Origin of the sequence: Streptococcus sp. DTU_2020_1000888_1_SI_GRL_NUU_041A, assembly GCF_032387735.1 — a bacterium.
GTDB classification, from domain to species: domain Bacteria; phylum Bacillota; class Bacilli; order Lactobacillales; family Streptococcaceae; genus Streptococcus; species Streptococcus sanguinis.
Genome location: NZ_CP135591.1, coordinates 1930165 through 1944778, shown reverse-complemented (window position 1 = coordinate 1944778; position 14614 = coordinate 1930165). Strand labels below are relative to the sequence as shown.

The following is a 14614-nucleotide window of genomic DNA, read 5'->3' as shown; positions in this document are numbered from 1 at the left end:
GATGGAAGCACCAATTCGAATCAGACAGGCTGACTTGAGCGACTGGGAGGAAATTCTTGCAATTGAGCAGCTGAATTTTCCAGCAGCAGAAGCAGCCAGTTCAGAAGTTCTCAAAGAGCGGATTGAGCAGATTCCAGATACTTTTTTGCTAGCAGAGCTGCATGGTCAGCTAGCGGGCTATATTGTTGGACCAGCTGTTCAGGCGCGATATCTGACAGATGACCTCTTTGGCAAGGTGGGTGCTAATCCTCCAGAAGGTGGCTTCATTGCCGTCCAAAGTCTGTCCGTCCATCCTGATTTTCAGAGGCAGGGAGTCGGAACCTTGTTGCTTGCAGCTCTCAAGGAGACAGCTGTTCAGCAAAATCGACAGGGCATTAGCCTAACTTGTCATGATGAGCTGATACCTTATTATGAGATGAATGGTTTCGTCCATGAAGGGATTTCTGATTCAACTCATGGTGGAGCTGTCTGGTCTGATATGGTGTGGGAAAATCCCAATTTTAAGGAGAAGTGATGATTATCCGTCAAGCTCAAATGGCTGACTTAGATGCCATTTATGCTATCGAATTGGAAAATTTCAGTCCAGAAGAGGCTGTTAGCCGAGAAAGTCTAGCAGCTCATATCCAAACCCTATCTTCGACTTTTTTGGTGGCGGAAAAGGATGGTAAGATTCTAGGCTATCTGGAGGGACCTGTCTGTCCAGAACGTTATTTAAAGGATATTTCCTTTACAGAGGAGATTGAAGATTATGGTCATCTGGACGGCGGCTTTATCTCATTGACCAGCCTTTCTATCTCGAAGGATGCTCAGGGGATGGGGGTCGGTCGCAAGCTATTGGTAGCTATGAAAGAGATTGCTATAGCAGATGAACGCCATGGCATCAATTTGACCTGTCATGATTACCTAATCGCTTACTACGAGAAGCATGCTTTTGTAAATGAAGGTTTGTCACAATCAACTTACGCAGGTGCTACTTGGTTTGATATGGTCTGGGAAAACCCTAGTCTCAAACTGCAAAAAAACCAATAATAAGCTAGAAAATCCTACTCTTATTGCATTTATCTGACTTTTAAGATATAATGTTAGGGATTATGATGAAGGAGGTCAAATTTTTGACTGAAAAATCACAAGACAAAGAGAAGAATCTGAGCTTTAAAGAGCAGATTTTGAAAGACTTAGCTGGAGAAAAGGAAGAACAAACTCCCTCTTCAACTAGCCAATCAGAAGCGGACGCTGCTTCTGCAAAAGAAACAGCAGCTGCGGAGGACTTTGAAGCTAGACCAGCTTCGGTAGATGTTTCCTACAAGGTTGCAGAGAATGAAAAGGCTCACCCTCAGGTCTATGGCCGAGTGGATGAGGAAGATAAGAAGCCCAATGAGGTTCTATCTCGGGCTAATCGGGCCAACAACACGGTCAAGAAAAAACGTCAAAACACCTTAGCCCGCAGGATTATGACAACGGTTTTGCTGATTGTCCTGCTGGGACTTGTGGTCACAGGAGTTGTCGGCTATACTTATGTATCTTCAGCTCTTAAACCTGTTGATGCAAACGCAACAGAGTATGTGACGGTTGAAGTACCAGAAGGTTCAAGCTCTAAGCAAATTGGGGAAATCCTCGAGAAAAAGGGGCTGATTAAAAATGCCCAAGTTTTTAGTCTCTATTCTAAGATTAAAAGCTTTAACAATTACCAGTCCGGCTATTACAATCTCCAGAAGAGTATGGATCTAGATACCATTGCTCGTCAGCTTCAGGAAGGTGGAACGGATACGCCGCAACCACCAGTTGTTGGTAAGGTTACTATTCCTGAAGGCTATACACTGGAGCAGATTGCAGAGGCTGTGACGGTTAATGCAGCTGCAACTTCTAAGAAGACTAGTAAGACACCTTTTAGTAAGGACGATTTCCTAGCTAAGGTACAGGATGAAGCTTTCATTTCCAAGATGGCGGCTAAATATCCACAGCTGCTGGGCACTTTGCCAAGTAAGGACAGTGGAGTCAAGTATCGCTTAGAAGGTTACCTCTTCCCTGCCACTTATAACTATGGTGAGGATGCGGATTTGGAAAGCTTGATTGGCCAGATGTTGGGCGCAATGAATACCAATCTGTCTTCTTACTACTCTACTATTGAAGCGAAGAACCTAACGGTTAATGAAGTTCTGACACTTGCTTCTCTGGTAGAAAAAGAAGGTTCAACAGACCAAGATCGCAAAGATATTGCCAGCGTCTTTTACAATCGTCTCAATCAAGCGATGCCGCTTCAGAGTAATATCGCTATCCTTTATGCTCAAGGCAAGCTAGGAAAGAAAACGACTCTGAAAGAGGACGCTGAGATTGATACCAATATCGACTCGCCTTTCAATGTCTATAAAAAAGAAGGGCTTATGCCTGGACCAGTTGATAGTCCGAGCCTGTCAGCTCTGGAAGCTACCATTAACCCAAGTAAGACGGACTACCTCTACTTTGTGGCAAATGTTGAAACAGGCGCTGTTTACTTCGCCAATACTTATGAGGAACACGCCAAAAATGTTGAGGAGCATGTCAACAGCAAGCTCACTCAATCCAGCAGCAGTTCTAATTAGACTGTTGTCATTGCAGATAAGAGAAAGCTAGTGCATTTAGTTCTAGCTTTCTCAGTCCTGCTATATAAAAAAGGGACTGATACAGACTTGTCTCAGCCTCTTGTTTTAGTTTTAAAATAAAAGAAAATAAAAGAAAAGAGAAAAAATGGCTGAAAAAACTTATCCTATGACCCTAGAGGAAAAGGAAAAACTAGAAAAAGAATTAGAAGAATTGAAATTGGTGCGTCGTCCAGAAGTGGTAGAACGTATTAAGATTGCCCGCTCATACGGCGATTTGTCAGAAAACAGTGAATACGAAGCTGCTAAGGACGAGCAGGCTTTTGTGGAAGGACAGATTTCTAGTCTGGAAACCAAGATCCGCTACGCTGAGATTGTAAACAGTGACGCTGTAGCCAAGGACGAGGTAGCTATCGGCAAAACAGTTACCATCCAAGAAGTAGGCGAAAGCGAAGAGGAAGTTTACATTATCGTTGGTTCTGCTGGTGCAGATGCTTTCGCAGGCAAGGTATCCAATGAAAGCCCGATTGGACAAGCTTTGATTGGCAAGAAAACAGGTGATACTGCAACAGTCGAAACACCAGTTGGCAGCTACGACGTTAAAATTCTCAAGGTTGAAAAAACCGTTTAATCGATACCAAAAGGAACTGGCTAGAAGACTGGTTCTTTTTTCGTTTCTTTTAAGACAGAGAGTGTAGGCTAGATAAGAAGAGCAGGGGAAAAATAGAGAAAAGACAGATGGTTATGCTATAATGAGAATAAGCTAGAAAAGTAGGAGAACTGTATGCAAGAGCAAGATATTTATGGGAAATACGGCGTCTATCTGCCCAAGATTTTAGATGATCTTAGTCAGCGTATTCAAGAGGCTAATGATCGAGTCAAGCAGGAAACAGGGCAGAAGCTTTTTGAGCATTTTAATGCACGGGTCAAGCAGGCAGCCAGTATGGAAGAGAAATGTCAACGCAAGAATCTGCCTAGGACGCCAGAGTCAGCCCTAAAAGAAATTCGTGATGCGATTGGGATTCGGATTGTTTGCGGTTTTATCGAGGACATCTATCAGACTATTGAGGTGCTTCGTCAGCTGGAGGGCTGTGAGATTGTTCTGGAAAAGGACTATATCCGAGCTGCCAAGCCTAATGGGTATCGCTCCTACCACTTGATATTAGAGGTGGAGACTCCTTACGAGGACTGTCATGGTCAAAATCCCGGCCGCTATTTTGTAGAAATCCAGCTTCGAACCATTGCTATGGATTCTTGGGCCAGCTTAGAGCATCAGATGAAGTACAAGCATGAGATTAAAGACAGCAAGCGGATTGTCCGCGAGCTGAAACGCTGTGCAGATGAGCTGGCTTCCTGTGATGTGACCATGCAGACCATCCGCAATTTGATTCGAGAAAGTGAGTAAGATGATGAAGATTTTATTAGCTGAAGATGAGCAACAGCTGTCCCGTGTCTTGGAAACGGCGATGACCCATGAAGGTTATCAAGTTGATACAGCCTTTGATGGGCAAGAAGCTGTGGACTTGGCCAAGGAAAATGCCTATGATTTGATGATTCTGGATATCATGATGCCTGTCAAGACAGGCATTGAAGCGTTGAAAGAAATCCGCCAAACCGGCAATACGACCCACGTCATCATGCTGACAGCTATGTCAGAGGTAGATGACAAGGTCACAGGGCTGGATGCCGGTGCAGATGATTATCTGACCAAGCCCTTCTCTCTGAAAGAGCTTCTGGCTCGCCTGCGGTCCATGTCCAGACGGGTAGCGACGTTCACCCCCAATTTGCTGCAGATTGGCCAAACGAGCCTCAATGTCGGAGAGCATGAGCTCATTAGCTCCAACTCTATTCGACTAGCCGGTAAGGAATCTAAAATGATGGAATTTCTCATGCTTAATGCCCAGAAGAGTCTTTCTACTCAGGAAATCTTTCGTCATGTTTGGGCTAATGACGAGGATGAGGATTTAGATGAGGGCTTCGTCTGGATTTATATATCCTATTTGCGTCAGAAGCTGAAGGCTATTCATGCTGACCTTGCTATCTTGGGTGAGGAAGGCGGCAATTTCACTCTGGTGCCGCTGGAAGGAGATAGCCATGTTTCGGAAGCTTAAAATTCGGTTCATTCTGCTTGCTTCGGCGGCTATTGTCTGTATTTTGCTGACCATGATTGCTGTCTTAAACTCCGTTCGCTTTCTGCAGACCAACGGAGAAATCCAAGCCGTTCTCAATATTCTATCTGCCAATAATGGAGATTTTCCCAGCGTAGAAGAAACGGCAGAGAGCTTGCAAAACGACCGTATCACCATTGATACCATCTACCAATATCGCTATTTCAGCGTGGTTTATAAGGAAGACAAAACACTTTACTCCACCAACTTGGATCATCTTTCCAATCTATCTAAGGAGCAGGCGCTCAGCTACGCTAACAAAGTGATTAAGGACAGCCGCAGCAGTGGGGTTTTTAAGGTAGGCAGTCAATTTTATTCCTACCAGATAACGCAGGATTCCAAGACCAAGCGCTATTTACTGGTGGTCTTAGATTCGACCAATTATCTCGAAAGCCGCAATGACTTTTTCTGGCTGTCTATCCAGTTATGCTTCTATAGCTTTATTTTCTTTGTTTTAGTCGTGTCTGGATTTTCCAACTTTGCCATCCGTCCCTATATCAAAAACTACGAAAACCAAAAGCGTTTCATTACCAATGCTGGACATGAACTGAAGACGCCATTGGCAATCATTTCAGCCAATACGGAGCTGCAAGAGCTGATGACTGGCGAAAATGAATGGACAGAAAGCACCAAGGACCAGGTCAAGCGCCTCAGTAATCTAATCAATCAAATGGTCGTTCTGGCCCGTCTGGAAGAGCAGCCAGATGTTACTTTGGTAGATGTGAATTTTTCAGAAGTTGTTAAAAAAGTAGCAGGAAACTTCAAGTCTGTCATTGAGAAGGCAGGCAAGAAGTACGAGATCAAGCTGCAGGAAGACATCCATGTCAAGGCAACTGAAGATGAACTTTATGAATTGGTTAGTATCCTGATTGACAATGCTTGCAAGTATTGTGACGAAGATGGGCAAATTTTTGTCACCTTGACCAAGGCCAAGCGCGGGAAACGAGCCCGTTTGACGGTAGCCAATAGTTATGCTGACGGTAAGAATGTTGATTACAGTCGTTTCTTTGACCGTTTCTATCGTGAAGACGAATCGCACAATCAGAAGCAGCCTGGCTACGGGATTGGCCTATCCATGGCAGAAAGTCTGGTGCGGATTTTCAAGGGCAGGATTTGGGTTTCATATAAGAAAGGATTGATTGGCTTTACTGTTCTACTGTGATAGAGTCACCTTGTTAATCAGTTATTGCTTTGTTTGCTGAGTTTTTTGTATCGGTTACGCTGATTCTTACTCGAGATTAAAAAATTCTTCTAGTATTAGCTAGAAGAATTTTTCTTTATCTTGACCGTTGTTTACCAGCATTGCGGTTCTTTTTCTTTTTGTTCTTTTGCTCAATAGCCGGCTGAGCTTTTGGAGTAACATCTTTAGCCCGACTCGCTTTTTTCAAGCCTTTAGGAGGATTTTTTTCAAATTCCTCTGCTACCTGTTTTCTCAAGCGAGGTCGGATGATGTAGTTGATGATAAATTGCTGGATGATTTGGATAAATCCACCGACTACCCAGTAGAGAGTGACTGCGGCAGGGGAGAAGAAAGAGAAACCAACAATCATGATAGGGCTCATATAAGAAGCCTGTTTCATGCTGTTTCTTTGAGTTTCATCTTCAATACCATGCAGAGAGAGCACCGACTGGATATAGTAGAGGATACCGACAATGGCAGTCAAAGCCAAGTCGCTTTTGGCCAGGTCTTTAATCCAGAGGAAGGAACTGCCTGCAACTCCTTGAGTATACTGAGCGGCAAAGAAGAGGGCTGAGAAGAAAGGCATTTGGATAAGCAGAGGCAGACAGCCTATACCGCCAAACATGCTGAGTCCATTCTCTTTTTGAGCAGCCATCAGTTCTTGCTGAGCCTGCATTTTCTCTTCCTGAGTCTCAGCATTTTTGATTCGCTCTTGGATTGGGGCAAAAATCGGCTTGAAGTAGTTCATCTTTTCAGACTGAAGCGTTGCCTTCCAAGACTGATAGATTCCCAGCGGCAGAATGATAATCCGCACAATGAGCGTAACGATAATAATCGCCAGACCATAACCTAGACCTGAATTCTTGGCAAAGAATTGGATACCATCCGCCATAGGCTGACCAATCACGTCCCAGATCAGACCAGAAGGATTGCCAGCCTTGTCGCGGCCCACACAGCCGGACAGGAAAATAAGCGCAGCCAGTCCCATACCGGAGAATAAAAAGCGTTTGAAATGTTTCACGAGTTCATATCCTTTTTTTCTAAAAAATAATACCTATCTATTCTACTGTTTTTTTGCAAAATATACAATAGTTCTGCAGACCTAATTTGAAATTTTAAAGTCAGGATAGGAGTCAAAATTAGCCATAGTCACATCCAAATAGCTGACCTTAGAAAAAGGTGTCGGTCCCTTGCGGATTTCTTGGATAAATTTGGCCATCAGAGCTGGGTCATCAGCCTGAGCCAGAATGCCAACAGTACCGTCGTCGTTGTTCCAGACCCGGCCGGTAATACCTCCGATTTCCAGCGCTAGAGAATAAACTCCCCAGCGGAATCCAACCCCTTGTACTCGTCCTTGGGCTATCATTTTTACCTTCTGCATGGCATCCTCCTTTAGTGAGCGGACCGAGGGGATTTAAGCCCTCAGTATGAGTGCAAGTCTGCTAAATTGTGGTATAATGTTCTTATGAATATTATAACCTCAAAAGCCAATAATGTGGTAAAAAAAGCTAAAAAACTTCATCACAAAAAATACCGCAAGGATTCTTATTTGATTGAGGGCTGGCATCTATTTGAGGAAGCTGTCAGCAGCGGGGAAGAGCTGATTCGGATTTTTGCTTTAGCAGAATACGCAGAGCGATTAGCTGATTTTTCTCAGGTAATCTTTGTCAGTCCAGAGATTTTAGCAGATTTAGCTGATAGTAAGACGCCACAGGGGATTGTCGCGGAAGTGGCTTTTGAAAGGGAAGAGATACCAGCGGAGTTAAGCGGACGTTATCTTTTCTTGGAGGACGTTCAGGATCCAGGTAATGTCGGTACCATCATTCGGACAGCTGATGCAGCTGGCTTTGATGGAGTCTTCATCTCTAGCGCGTCAGCAGATATCTATAACCTAAAAACGCTGCGCTCTATGCAGGGAAGTCATTTTCATCTGCCAGTTTATCGGTTGGATACAGCTGATTTTATTAGGCTGGCTCAATCTTCCCGTCTGACGATTTTGGCATCGACCTTGTCGTCTGCGTCTATTGACTATAGAGAGGTGGGTAGCAAAGAGAGCTTTGCTCTAGTTATGGGCAATGAAGGGCAGGGAATTAGTCCAGAAATGACGGAAGCAGCTGATATTCTGGTCCATATTTCCATGAAGGGGCAGGCAGAAAGTCTCAATGTTGCTGTCGCTGCTGGTATTTTAATCTTTCATTTAAGCTAAAAATCAGAAAAAGAGATATAATAGTTGGCAAGGGAGGTGATTCTATGCCTTACAAAAAGGACGAGGAGTTTATGGCCTATGTTGGGCACTTGATTGAAAAGCCCAGTGTGCAGCGCCTGAAAGAAATTCCCCATCATATTCATTCCAATAGACTTGAACATTCCATCAATGTAAGTTATACTAGTTACAGAATTGCCAAAAAATTTGGCTGGAATGCCCGCAGCACGGCACGCGGTGCCCTACTTCATGACTTATTCTACTATGATTGGCGTGTAACCAAGTTTAAGAAGAGTCATGCTTGGGTTCATCCGAGGCTGGCAGTTCGCAATGCTCGTAAGATTACCAAGCTTAATAAAGTCGAAGAGGACATTATCGTCAAGCATATGTGGGGCCTGACTTTGGCACCGCCTCGCTACAAAGAATCATTCGTTGTGACGATGGTGGACAAGTATTGGGCCGTCAAAGAAGCGACGGCACCTTGGAGACGCAAGGGCAGTAATCGCAAGCTCTTTCATCGAAAGATGCTGAAACCGTAAATGTTTTATTATAAAAGGAGTAACTATGAACCATTCTATTATTCAAGATCAATCAGATATTAATTCTTTCTATGCCAAGATTTATTCTATCGTTGGTGTCGGTATTGGAATCTCAGCAATCGTGTCTCTCTTGATGCTATTTGTCTTTCAAGATGCTATTTATACTATTTTGACAAGATCTGTCTGGATCTATTATGCAGCTATTGCAGTTGAGTTTATCCTTGTGTTGGTAGCATCTGGAACTGCTCGGAGCAATAGCCCAGCGGCGTTGCCTATGTTTTTAGCTTATTCAGCCATCAATGGTTTTACCTTAAGTATTATTATGGCGCTGTATCTTCAGTCAGAGGTTCTCTTAGCCTTTCTGACAACGACCGTTATGTTCTTTGCTATGGGCTTCATCGGCAAGGTGACCAAGAAGGATCTTTCTGGAATGGGCAGAGCTTGTATGGCTGGTTTGATTGGTATTATTGCTGCTAGCTTCCTTAATATCTTCTTGAGAAGCAGTGGCTTGGACTTTATTGTAAGTATCGTTGGTGTCATTATTTTCTCAGGACTTATCGCTTGGGACAATCAGAAGATCCGCTATGTTTATGAGCAGACCAATGGCAATCCAGGGAATGGCTGGGCAATTTCTCTGGCTCTGCATCTATATCTGGACTTCATTAATCTCTTCCTCAGCTTGCTGCGTATTTTTGGAAGAAACAAATAATTAGGCTAAATAAGACTAAAGCATTGGGCGCTTGCCCAGTGCTTTTTGTTTCTCCTATGGATTTATGGTATAATAAAGCCAGCAAATAGAAAGCGAGAATAGTATGAAAACTCCTTTTGTCAGTCGTGAAAAGTTAGCTGAGATTACGGATCAGTTTCCAACACCTTTCCATCTTTATGATGAGAAGGGGATTCGGGAAAGAGCGCGTGCCCTGCATGAGGCCTTTTCTTGGAATCCAGGTTTTAAAGAATATTTTGCCGTCAAGGCCACTCCCAATCCTGCTATTTTAAAAATCCTCAAAGAAGAAGGCTGTGGGGTGGATTGTGCCAGCTATGTTGAGCTGCTCATGAGCCAAAAGCTGGGCTTTGCTGGACAGGATATTATGTTTTCGTCCAATAACACACCAGCTGAGGAATTTCAGTTTGCGCGTGACCTTGGAGCGACTATCAATCTGGATGCCTATGAAGATGTTGCTTTTTTGAAGGAGTCAGCGGGTATTCCAAAGATTATTTCCTGCCGTTACAACCCTGGCGGTGTCTTTGAGCTGGGAACCAGCATCATGGATAATCCAGAAGAAGCCAAGTTTGGTATGACCAAGGACCAGCTGATTCAAGCTTTCAAAGAGCTCAAGGAGTTGGGAGCTGAGAAATTTGGGATTCATGCCTTCTTGGCCTCAAATACTGTCATCAATGACTACTATCCTGAACTGGCCCGTCAGCTTTTTGAACTGGCTGTGGAAGTAGTTGCTGAGACAGGAGTTGAGCTGGACTTTATCAATCTATCTGGCGGTGTCGGCATTAATTATCAGCCTGAAGGTGAGGAAAATGACATTGCGGTCATCGGTCAAGGAGTTCGTCAGGCCTATGAAGCTATTCTAACTCCGGCTGGCCTAGGACAGGTCAAGATTTATACGGAGCTGGGCCGCTTTATGCTGGCGCCTTATGGCCTTCTGGTCACCAAGGTTACCCATAAGAAGCAGACATACAGAACCTATCTGGGAGTGGACGCCTCAGCGGTCAATCTGCTGCGTCCGGCTATGTATGGCTCTTATCACCACATTACCAATATGGTTCGACCTGAGGGTGAGACAGAGATTGTGGATGTTGTCGGCAGCCTCTGTGAGAATAACGACAAATTTGCTATTAATCGCGCGCTGCCCGTCAGCCAAATTGGGGATACACTAGTGATTCACGATACAGGTGCGCATGGTTTCTCTATGGGTTATCAGTACAATGCCAAGCTCCGTTCCAGCGAAATTCTCTTGGAGCAAGATGGCAATGTTCGCATGATTCGCAGAGCCGAAAAACCAGAAGATTATTTTGCGACACTGTATGGCTTTGATTTTGAAAAATAGAGAAAATTTGATATAATGAAGAGCAATGTAAAAATGGAAATAGAGGAGTTCTCGATATGAATTTAGTTTTAGCAATTTTCTTGATTATGGCAGCATTTGCTGGAGGCGTGATTTTGGGTATGTATCTGCTTCGTCGGCAAGTGGAGAAGGAATTTGCAGAAAATCCGCGTTTGAATGTAGAAGCAGTTCGGACCTTGCTTAGCGCTAGCGGTCAACGGCCAAATGAAGCGAAAGTACAGCAAGTTTATCGTCAAATTATCAGCCAGCAGAAAGCTGCACTTGCTAAGAGCAAAAAGAAAAAATAATTTTCTAGAGGCTGGCTTTTAATACCAGTAGAGAAAATCTATAAAAAAATGGGGATTTGGAATCGGCTTCCAGTCCCTTGTTTTAGAAAGAAGACCTTATGGATAATCGACCAATCGGTTTTTTAGACTCAGGAGTGGGCGGTTTGACTGTAGTCCGTGAGCTCATGCGGCAGCTCCCCCACGAAGAGGTCATTTATATCGGAGATTCGGCGCGGGCTCCTTACGGTCCTAGGCCTGCTGAGCAGATTCGCGCTTATACCTGGCAGCTGGTCAACTTCCTCTTAACCAAGGATGTTAAGATGATAGTCATTGCCTGCAATACAGCGACTGCTGTTGTCTGGGAAGAAGTGAAGGAAAAACTGGATATTCCAGTACTGGGCGTGATTCTGCCGGGGGCTAGTGCAGCTATTAAGTCAACTGCCAGCGGCCGCATCGGTGTTATTGGAACGCCAATGACAGTTTCTTCTGATATCTATCGTCAGAAAATTGAAGCGTTCTCGCCGGAGATGCAGGTGGAAAGTTTGGCCTGCCCTAAGTTTGTACCTTTGGTAGAGTCCAATGAACTTCATTCCAGTCTTACCAAAAAAGTGGTCTATGAAACCCTGCAGCCTCTGGCTGGACGAGTAGATACTCTGGTCTTGGGCTGTACTCACTATCCCTTGCTCCGGCCTATCATTCAAAACAGGATGGGACCAGATGTGAAACTGATTGACAGCGGGGCAGAGTGCGTACGGGATATTTCTGTCCTGCTCAATTACTTTGAAATCAACCGCAGTCGGGAAAAGCAGGAGCTCAACCACCAATTTTACACAACTGCCAATGCCAAGAGCTTTTCGGAAATTGCAGAAAGCTGGCTGGGCCTGAAAGTGAATGTGGAGCATGTAAGCTTATGACAAATAAAATTTATGAATACATTGACGAGAACAATTGGTATATTGGAGAATGGACCCGCTTTCGCAAGGCTGGCTATCATTTCAACGACATCCCTTACAGGCTCTTAGAGCATATTGATGCAGAGTTGAGTGAGCTGATTGAGCGTGATTTGGATGAAGAATACAACGCTTTTACCACAGTTGTGGTCAAATACGGCTCACCCATGTCCTATATCCAGTTTGTCCTCAATATGATTAACGACCGCCAGGAGCGGGATTTTAAGGCGACCAGTCATAAGGGGGCTATTCTGATTACAGAAAAGGACTTGCTGCGCAAGGTCTTCTTCCTGTCTAAGGATGGAGTTAAGATGACCGACTTTTTTGGTCAGGGGCAGGAGTCAGAGATGGCTGTCGGAGATACCATCTTGATTGCGACTCGCAACGAAGGAAAGACAGCAGAGTTTCGCAAACTCTTTGATAAGCTGGGCTATAAGGTTGAAAATCTCAATGATTATCCTGATTTGCCAGAAGTGCAAGAGACTGGAACTACCTTTGAGGAAAATGCGCGGCTCAAGGCGGAGACAATCAGTAAACTGACCGGTAAAATGGTGCTAGCTGACGACTCAGGTCTGCAGGTCGATGTTTTAGGCGGCTTGCCTGGAGTCTGGTCGGCTCGCTTTGCTGGAGTAGGCGCGACAGACGATGAAAACAACATCAAGCTCCTGCATGAGTTGGCTATGGTTTTTGAAATCAAGGACCGCTCGGCCCATTTTCATACGACCTTAGTGGTGGCCAGCCCTGACAGGGAGTCTCTGGTAGTTGAAGCGGATTGGCCGGGCTACATTGCCCATGAGCCAAAAGGGGAAAATGGCTTTGGCTACGATCCCTTGTTCTTAGTGGGAGAAACAGGAAAAACGTCTGCAGAGCTGACGATGGAAGAAAAAAATGCCCAATCCCATCGGGCTCAGGCAGTTAAGAAATTAGTGGAGGTATTTCCAGCATGGCAAAGCAAACCATTATAGTCATGAGTGATTCTCATGGCGACCGTGCTATTGTAGAAGAAATTAGGAATCATTATATTGGAAAGGTAGATGCGATTTTCCATAACGGAGACTCTGAGCTTCCTTCTGATGATGAGGTATGGCAAGGGATTCAGGTTGTTGCAGGGAATATGGACTTTTACGACGGCTATCCAGAACGCTTGGTGACGGATTTGGCGGGGACCATTATTGCCCAGACTCACGGGCATCTCTTCCATATCAACTTTTCTTTTCAAAAGCTGGATTTGTGGGCACAAGAGGTTAATGCAGACATCTGCCTCTATGGTCACCTGCATATTCCAGATGCTCGAATGGAGGGCAAAACGCTCTTTCTGAATCCGGGATCCATCAGCCAGCCACGCGGCCTGATCAACGAACGCCTCTACGCTAAGGTAGAGATTGATGATGACCGCTTTAAAGTTGATTACTATACGCGAAATCATGAACTTTATCCAAGCTTGTCCAAGGAGTTTAGCCGATGATTGCTAAGGAATTTGAAGACTATCTGCTGGAACATGAAGAAACTTTTTTGACGCCTGGGGAAAATTTGGCGGTTATGATTGACACCCATAATGTGGATCATGCTATCCTATTGCTGAGTCAGATGACATACTCACGTGTACCAGTCGTGACGGCAGATAAAAAGTTTGTTGGCACGATTTCCTTGACAGACATCATGTCCTATCGTATGCGTCATGATCTGCCAGAAGAGGAATTCATGATGACAGACATCGTCCACATGACCAAAATGGACGACTTGACAGTTGGGCCAGATTATACTGTATCAGATGTGCTTCATAAGCTGGTCGACGAGTCATTCCTGCCGGTTGTGGGCGAGGATCAGCATTTTTACGGAATTATTACTAGAAAGTCCATTTTGAAAGCTGTCAATTCTTTATTGCACGGCTTTAGCAAGCAGTACGAAATTCGCAAAAAATGAAAGAATACATTAGACCGTTTTTAAATCAAAAAAACATCTCAGAAAATTCTAAAATTGCCTATTCTTATGATTTGGAGCAGTTTATCGAAGAAGTGCATGGTCGGATTACCGAGACCAATCTGCGGATTTATCAGGCCTCTATCAAGGATTTTAAGGCGGCTGTTCAGAAGCGGAAACTCTCAGCAGTCAATCAATTTCTCTACTTCCTTTATCAGCAGCAGCTTATTGAGGAGTTTCACCGCTTGGTCTTGCCCAAGGTTTCCGTATCGAAGGAGCAGGAAAATGAACTGCTGGATCTGTCTGCTTTTTGGCAGGAATCAAGCGTTCCCAGGGGGCGGCTGATGGCTCTTCTTATCTTGGAAATGGGCTTACTGCCCAGCGAGATTCTGCAGGTCAGAGTGGCAGATGTTAATCTGGACTTTCAGGTTTTGAAGATTGAAAAGGCCGGTCAGAAGCGGGTCATCAAGATTCCTGAGAGCCTGACGGGTGAGCTGGAGGACTATCTGACGGGGACGTATTTATTTGAGAAAAACGGCAAATCCTATTCTCGTCAATGGGGCTTCCGTCAGCTAGAGGCCTTCTTGATTGAGCAGGGACAAGCCAGTCTATCTGCCCAAAGCCTGCGTGAGCAGTTTATTTTGCGCCAGCGGGAGAAGGGGATTGGCCTCTATGATATTGCCCAAGATTTGGGCTTGAAAACCATGATTACACTAGAAAAATATAGATAA

At 44.5% G+C, this 14614-nt stretch carries 19 protein-coding genes; 17 read left to right on the top strand and 2 right to left on the bottom strand.

Features of this window, described 5'->3' with window-relative positions; all coding sequences use genetic code 11:
• Position 1 precedes the first annotated feature (1 nt).
• The 7 genes from RSK81_RS09615 (at position 2) to RSK81_RS09585 (ending at position 5906) form a co-directional block, all read left to right on the top strand.
• A complete protein-coding gene (locus RSK81_RS09615; protein ID WP_315686644.1) occupies positions 2 to 514 on the top strand; it encodes a GNAT family N-acetyltransferase in 513 nt (170 codons plus the stop codon).
• Complete coding sequence (locus RSK81_RS09610; RefSeq protein WP_002918440.1) at positions 514 to 1029, top strand: GNAT family N-acetyltransferase; 516 nt, start codon at positions 514 to 516, stop codon at positions 1027 to 1029. The genes RSK81_RS09615 and RSK81_RS09610 overlap by 1 nt, the downstream gene beginning before the upstream one ends.
• A gap of 50 nt (positions 1030 to 1079) precedes the next feature.
• Positions 1080 to 2579, top strand: a complete 1500-nt coding sequence (mltG, locus tag RSK81_RS09605) for an endolytic transglycosylase MltG (RefSeq protein ID WP_315686642.1) — start codon at positions 1080 to 1082, stop codon at positions 2577 to 2579.
• A 145-nt stretch (positions 2580 to 2724) separates the two neighbouring features.
• Positions 2725 to 3207 (top strand): transcription elongation factor GreA, encoded by a 483-nt coding sequence (gene greA, locus RSK81_RS09600; protein ID WP_002894584.1) that lies wholly within the window; start codon positions 2725 to 2727, stop codon positions 3205 to 3207.
• Positions 3208 to 3360: 153 nt separating this feature from the next.
• The gene (locus tag RSK81_RS09595; protein WP_002909074.1) at positions 3361 to 3981 is read left to right on the top strand and encodes a GTP pyrophosphokinase family protein; all 621 of its coding nucleotides are present in this window, start codon (positions 3361 to 3363) and stop codon (positions 3979 to 3981) included.
• A gap of 4 nt (positions 3982 to 3985) precedes the next feature.
• Positions 3986 to 4687 carry a response regulator transcription factor gene (locus tag RSK81_RS09590; RefSeq protein WP_315687776.1) on the top strand — a complete coding sequence of 234 codons (702 nt, stop codon included), beginning with the start codon at positions 3986 to 3988 and terminating at the stop codon, positions 4685 to 4687.
• Positions 4671 to 5906: a sensor histidine kinase gene (locus tag RSK81_RS09585; protein WP_002913140.1), complete on the top strand. Its 1236-nt coding sequence runs from the start codon at positions 4671 to 4673 to the stop codon at positions 5904 to 5906. The genes RSK81_RS09590 and RSK81_RS09585 overlap by 17 nt, the downstream gene beginning before the upstream one ends.
• A 115-nt stretch (positions 5907 to 6021) precedes the next feature.
• Here the strand turns inward: RSK81_RS09585 and yidC are convergent, their stop codons facing one another.
• Both yidC and RSK81_RS09575 read right to left on the bottom strand, forming a co-directional pair.
• Complete coding sequence (yidC, locus tag RSK81_RS09580) at positions 6022 to 6945, bottom strand: membrane protein insertase YidC (protein WP_004190558.1); 924 nt, start codon at positions 6943 to 6945, stop codon at positions 6022 to 6024.
• An 81-nt stretch (positions 6946 to 7026) separates the two neighbouring features.
• On the bottom strand, positions 7027 to 7305 hold the full coding sequence (locus tag RSK81_RS09575) for an acylphosphatase (RefSeq protein WP_002897016.1): 279 nt from the start codon (positions 7303 to 7305) through the stop codon (positions 7027 to 7029).
• A gap of 84 nt (positions 7306 to 7389) precedes the next feature.
• On the opposite strand from RSK81_RS09575, the gene RSK81_RS09570 reads away from it, so the two are divergent.
• The 10 genes from RSK81_RS09570 to xerD all read left to right on the top strand — a co-directional run bounded on the left by RSK81_RS09570 (position 7390) and on the right by xerD (position 14614).
• Complete coding sequence (locus tag RSK81_RS09570; protein WP_061595073.1) at positions 7390 to 8130, top strand: TrmH family RNA methyltransferase; 741 nt, start codon at positions 7390 to 7392, stop codon at positions 8128 to 8130.
• Positions 8131 to 8174: 44 nt separating this feature from the next.
• Positions 8175 to 8666 (top strand): HD domain-containing protein, encoded by a 492-nt coding sequence (locus RSK81_RS09565; RefSeq protein ID WP_002899728.1) that lies wholly within the window; start codon positions 8175 to 8177, stop codon positions 8664 to 8666.
• A 25-nt stretch (positions 8667 to 8691) separates the two neighbouring features.
• Positions 8692 to 9375, top strand: coding sequence for a Bax inhibitor-1/YccA family protein (locus RSK81_RS09560; protein WP_004190568.1), 684 nt, complete (start codon positions 8692 to 8694; stop codon positions 9373 to 9375).
• 103 nt (positions 9376 to 9478) lie between these two features.
• On the top strand, positions 9479 to 10729 hold the full coding sequence (locus RSK81_RS09555) for a diaminopimelate decarboxylase (protein WP_048772955.1): 1251 nt from the start codon (positions 9479 to 9481) through the stop codon (positions 10727 to 10729).
• Positions 10730 to 10785: 56 nt separating this feature from the next.
• On the top strand, positions 10786 to 11034 hold the full coding sequence (locus tag RSK81_RS09550) for a YneF family protein (RefSeq protein ID WP_002894600.1): 249 nt from the start codon (positions 10786 to 10788) through the stop codon (positions 11032 to 11034).
• A gap of 98 nt (positions 11035 to 11132) precedes the next feature.
• Positions 11133 to 11927 carry a glutamate racemase gene (racE, locus tag RSK81_RS09545; RefSeq protein ID WP_315686640.1) on the top strand — a complete coding sequence of 265 codons (795 nt, stop codon included), beginning with the start codon at positions 11133 to 11135 and terminating at the stop codon, positions 11925 to 11927.
• A complete protein-coding gene (locus RSK81_RS09540; RefSeq protein ID WP_002909090.1) occupies positions 11924 to 12928 on the top strand; it encodes a nucleoside-triphosphate diphosphatase in 1005 nt (334 codons plus the stop codon). The genes racE and RSK81_RS09540 overlap by 4 nt, the downstream gene beginning before the upstream one ends.
• Complete coding sequence (locus RSK81_RS09535; protein ID WP_002905880.1) at positions 12907 to 13428, top strand: metallophosphoesterase; 522 nt, start codon at positions 12907 to 12909, stop codon at positions 13426 to 13428. Before RSK81_RS09540 ends, RSK81_RS09535 begins: the two co-directional genes overlap by 22 nt.
• The gene (gene cbpB / locus RSK81_RS09530; protein ID WP_002905145.1) at positions 13425 to 13886 is read left to right on the top strand and encodes a cyclic-di-AMP-binding protein CbpB; all 462 of its coding nucleotides are present in this window, start codon (positions 13425 to 13427) and stop codon (positions 13884 to 13886) included. The genes RSK81_RS09535 and cbpB overlap by 4 nt, the downstream gene beginning before the upstream one ends.
• Positions 13883 to 14614 carry a site-specific tyrosine recombinase XerD gene (gene xerD, locus RSK81_RS09525; RefSeq protein WP_002905881.1) on the top strand — a complete coding sequence of 244 codons (732 nt, stop codon included), beginning with the start codon at positions 13883 to 13885 and terminating at the stop codon, positions 14612 to 14614. The genes cbpB and xerD overlap by 4 nt, the downstream gene beginning before the upstream one ends.

Bases quoted from the DNA above. Each gene is read 5' to 3' on its own strand.
- RSK81_RS09570 (WP_061595073.1), top strand. From the start codon at position 7,390: ATGAATATTATAACCTCAAAAGCCAATAATGTGGTAAAAAAAGCTAAA.
- RSK81_RS09610 (WP_002918440.1), top strand. From the start codon at position 514: ATGATTATCCGTCAAGCTCAAATGGCTGACTTAGATGCCATTTATGCT.
- mltG (WP_315686642.1), top strand. From the start codon at position 1,080: ATGTTAGGGATTATGATGAAGGAGGTCAAATTTTTGACTGAAAAATCA.
- cbpB (WP_002905145.1), top strand. From the start codon at position 13,425: ATGATTGCTAAGGAATTTGAAGACTATCTGCTGGAACATGAAGAAACT.
- greA (WP_002894584.1), top strand. From the start codon at position 2,725: ATGGCTGAAAAAACTTATCCTATGACCCTAGAGGAAAAGGAAAAACTA.
- RSK81_RS09550 (WP_002894600.1), top strand. From the start codon at position 10,786: ATGAATTTAGTTTTAGCAATTTTCTTGATTATGGCAGCATTTGCTGGA.
- RSK81_RS09595 (WP_002909074.1), top strand. From the start codon at position 3,361: ATGCAAGAGCAAGATATTTATGGGAAATACGGCGTCTATCTGCCCAAG.
- racE (WP_315686640.1), top strand. From the start codon at position 11,133: ATGGATAATCGACCAATCGGTTTTTTAGACTCAGGAGTGGGCGGTTTG.
- RSK81_RS09575 (WP_002897016.1), bottom strand. From the start codon at position 7,305: ATGCAGAAGGTAAAAATGATAGCCCAAGGACGAGTACAAGGGGTTGGA.
- RSK81_RS09615 (WP_315686644.1), top strand. From the start codon at position 2: ATGGAAGCACCAATTCGAATCAGACAGGCTGACTTGAGCGACTGGGAG.
- RSK81_RS09590 (WP_315687776.1), top strand. From the start codon at position 3,986: ATGAAGATTTTATTAGCTGAAGATGAGCAACAGCTGTCCCGTGTCTTG.
- RSK81_RS09565 (WP_002899728.1), top strand. From the start codon at position 8,175: ATGCCTTACAAAAAGGACGAGGAGTTTATGGCCTATGTTGGGCACTTG.
- RSK81_RS09540 (WP_002909090.1), top strand. From the start codon at position 11,924: ATGACAAATAAAATTTATGAATACATTGACGAGAACAATTGGTATATT.
- RSK81_RS09560 (WP_004190568.1), top strand. From the start codon at position 8,692: ATGAACCATTCTATTATTCAAGATCAATCAGATATTAATTCTTTCTAT.
- RSK81_RS09585 (WP_002913140.1), top strand. From the start codon at position 4,671: ATGTTTCGGAAGCTTAAAATTCGGTTCATTCTGCTTGCTTCGGCGGCT.
- RSK81_RS09535 (WP_002905880.1), top strand. From the start codon at position 12,907: ATGGCAAAGCAAACCATTATAGTCATGAGTGATTCTCATGGCGACCGT.
- xerD (WP_002905881.1), top strand. From the start codon at position 13,883: ATGAAAGAATACATTAGACCGTTTTTAAATCAAAAAAACATCTCAGAA.
- RSK81_RS09555 (WP_048772955.1), top strand. From the start codon at position 9,479: ATGAAAACTCCTTTTGTCAGTCGTGAAAAGTTAGCTGAGATTACGGAT.